This window comes from Mesorhizobium sp. M0437 (assembly GCF_040321335.1).
GTDB lineage: Bacteria > Pseudomonadota > Alphaproteobacteria > Rhizobiales > Rhizobiaceae > Mesorhizobium.
In genome coordinates this window covers 1-2612 of record NZ_JAMYRK010000163.1, presented here as the reverse complement: position 1 = coordinate 2612, position 2612 = coordinate 1, and the positions used below count along the sequence as shown (strand labels likewise).

3 protein-coding genes and 1 pseudogene are annotated in these 2612 nt (G+C 59.8%); all 4 read right to left on the bottom strand.

Annotation, left to right across the window (positions count from 1 at the left end; all coding sequences use genetic code 11):
* A partial coding sequence (locus tag NKI72_RS34525) for a class I SAM-dependent methyltransferase (protein ID WP_352852184.1) occupies positions 1-428 on the bottom strand: 428 nt, incomplete at its 3' end.
* A 75-nt stretch (positions 429-503) separates the two neighbouring features.
* Entirely contained in the window at positions 504-1352 is an 849-nt protein-coding gene (locus tag NKI72_RS34520; RefSeq protein ID WP_352692785.1) for a sugar phosphate isomerase/epimerase family protein, read from the bottom strand.
* 5 nt (positions 1353-1357) lie between these two features.
* Entirely contained in the window at positions 1358-2353 is a 996-nt protein-coding gene (locus NKI72_RS34515) for an ABC transporter permease (RefSeq protein ID WP_352852182.1), read from the bottom strand.
* A pseudogene (locus NKI72_RS34510) lies at positions 2350-2612 on the bottom strand (ABC transporter permease); the annotation flags it as partial. The pseudogene NKI72_RS34510 and the gene NKI72_RS34515, both read right to left, overlap by 4 nt.

Genomic DNA, 2612 nt, shown 5'->3' with positions numbered 1-2612 from the left:
ACAATATTGGAAAGCACCCTTCGCGCCTTGCCTGGGCCGATGTTGCGCTGCATGTGCTGATAGACGGCCAGCAGCAGGACGATATCGTATTTCGGCAGAAGGATATTGCCGAGGCGCCGGCTGCCAAGATTTAGGCGATCGAACCGGGCATGTACCGGGGAGCCCCTCAATAACATTTTTGCCGTTTCGATATGAGGTTTGGCAATGTCGATCCCATGGATCGAACTGGGTCTTAGCTTGGATATCTCATAGGCGACGACACCCATGTTGCAGCCAATATCGAGAATTTCCTTGTCGGCACAAAGTGGCAAGCGAGCCGAACAGCCAGTCGCTAATGCCCTTGAGGTCGTGGTTCCCGCCAAGGTTGGACCGGGCCGAACCTCGTTGCGGACAGAAAGACTCTCGGCGAGCACGCCGTCGAACGTCATCGCCGAGAGCTGGTTTTGCCAACGTCGAAGACGGCGATATTCGCGCCGTCCGCCTCCTGCCCGTCATGCATTGGGTCAGATCAGACCGTATTGGCGAGCCTTGTTGCGCAGGAAAGGCAAGCCATTGCCCATCACTTCGGCCTCGTCCTTCGCGACCGGCCGCCAGACGGAGAGGCCATAGGAGACTTCCGGCGGCATGTTGATGAAGCTTTCCATGGCAAGTCCGCCCTTGAAGCCGATCGCCGCGAGCGTTGCGTAGATCTCGTCCCAGGGGCAGTTGCCGGTGCCCGGGGTGCCGCGATCGCTCTCTGACAAGTGAATGTATTTCAGGTGCTCACGAGCGGCCAGAATACCATTGGCGGCCCCCTTCTCCTCGATGTTCATGTGATAGGTGTCGAGATGGACAAAGATGTTGTCGGCGCCGACTTTCTCGAGCATCCAGACGGCCTGCGCCCCGGTATTTATCAGGTGGTTCTCGTAGCGGTTCACCGCCTCGATTCCGAGCTCTATGCCGCGCGTCTTGGCGTGCTTGGCGGCGACGGTCAGCACATGCGCGATGTTGTCGTATTCCTTGTCGGTGGGTGGCACGCCGGTGCGTTCACCGATACCACCGAAAATCACACCGGAAAGCGCCAGAGCGCCCATCTCTGCAGTCTTGTTGATGGCCACTTTGAGATGTTCGATGGCGGCATCCGGCCGCACCGAGGCCCAGGCCCGCTCCGGCAAGCCAAGCGAGCAAACAGCTGGAAGATTGTGCTTTTCGAGCAAGGCGCGCGTATGCGCGGCATCGACCGCCGGCGCGTTCAGAAGCGCGATCTCGATAAAGTCCATGCCGTATTTGACGGAAGCGGCGATCGCCTTCTCTGCGCCCGCCCGGTCCCAGTTCATCGTCCACATCGAGGTGTGGACCCCAAAACCATGCATCTAACTCACCCTTTGTTTGTGTTTAGGAACTTTAGGCGCCCAGCAAGCCAGCGCAGGATCATCACGGTGATCATCAAAATGCCCCAGACCGCCGTCGCCAGATGCTGGTTGGCGCCCATCAGATTGAGTCCCGAGGACAGAAGCTGGAGCACCACGAGCGCGACGAAGACAGGGATCACGCGACCGAAGCCGCCGAACGGATTGACCCCGCCAAGAAAGCAGGCAAGCACAGTGATCAGCAGGTAGGACTCGCCGTGGCCGACACGCACCGAATTGAAGCGCGCCAGCATGATGATACCGGCGACCGCGCACATCGCACCGGACAGTGTGTAGACCAGAACCTGCACCTTGCGTGTATTAATGCCGGAGTAGCGCGTGGCCTCGATGTTGGAGCCGATCATATAGGTGTTGAAGCCTAGCTTCATGCGTGTCAGCAGGAGCTGCCAGATCAGCACACAGGTGATGAAAATGAGCAACGGAACCGGGATACCAAGAGTCGAACCGTAGCCGATCGGCGCCAGGAAGCTGGGAAAGCCGGACACGTCGCCGCCATGCGTCAGGAACTCACCGAGACCGCGCAGGAAAATCATCATCGACAGCGAGACCAGGATCGGGGGAGCCTTGGTGTTGGCGATGACGAGCCCCATGATCAGTCCACTAAGTGCTCCGACCGCAAGGGCAAGGATCGCGCCAAGGACAAAGGCACCGATGCCCGCGTCGACGCCGCCCTGGCTTTGAAGGATCCAAGCGAGCGTCAGCCCGGCGATGTTGGCGGTGAAGGTGATGGCCAGGTTCAGGCCGCCGGTCAGGATCGGGAGCAGCATGGCGAGTGTGAGCAGGCCGAGCTCCGGCAGCTGGTAGGCGACGGAGCCAAAAGTGGCCCGGGAAAGGAAGTTCGGTGCGGCAATGCCGAACACGATCATGACTACCACGAACGCAGCAAGCGGACCTGCCAGTTCGGGGCCAAGCAAGTTGCGGACGCGTTCAATCACAGCCGTCATGAAGGCACCCGCCGGCTTTTCAGGAACGGCAGCAGGCGTTCGATGCTGGTGTTCGACAGGGTAATGGCGGCTAGGATGATGGTGCCGACGATCATCTTGAACGCGAAAGGCGACACGCCCATCAAATTAAGTCCGTTCTGGGTGATCGAGACCAACAGAACGCCAAGAATGCAGCCGAGCACGCTGCCTTTGCCGCCGCCAAGCCGTGCACCGCCAAGGACCACGGCTGCCAGGACGTCGAGTTCGCGCCCATATAGGG

Coding starts and splice junctions, on each gene's coding strand:
- NKI72_RS34515 (WP_352852182.1), bottom strand. CDS start 2,353: ATGACGGCTGTGATTGAACGCGTCCGCAACTTGCTTGGCCCCGAACTG.
- NKI72_RS34520 (WP_352692785.1), bottom strand. CDS start 1,352: ATGCATGGTTTTGGGGTCCACACCTCGATGTGGACGATGAACTGGGAC.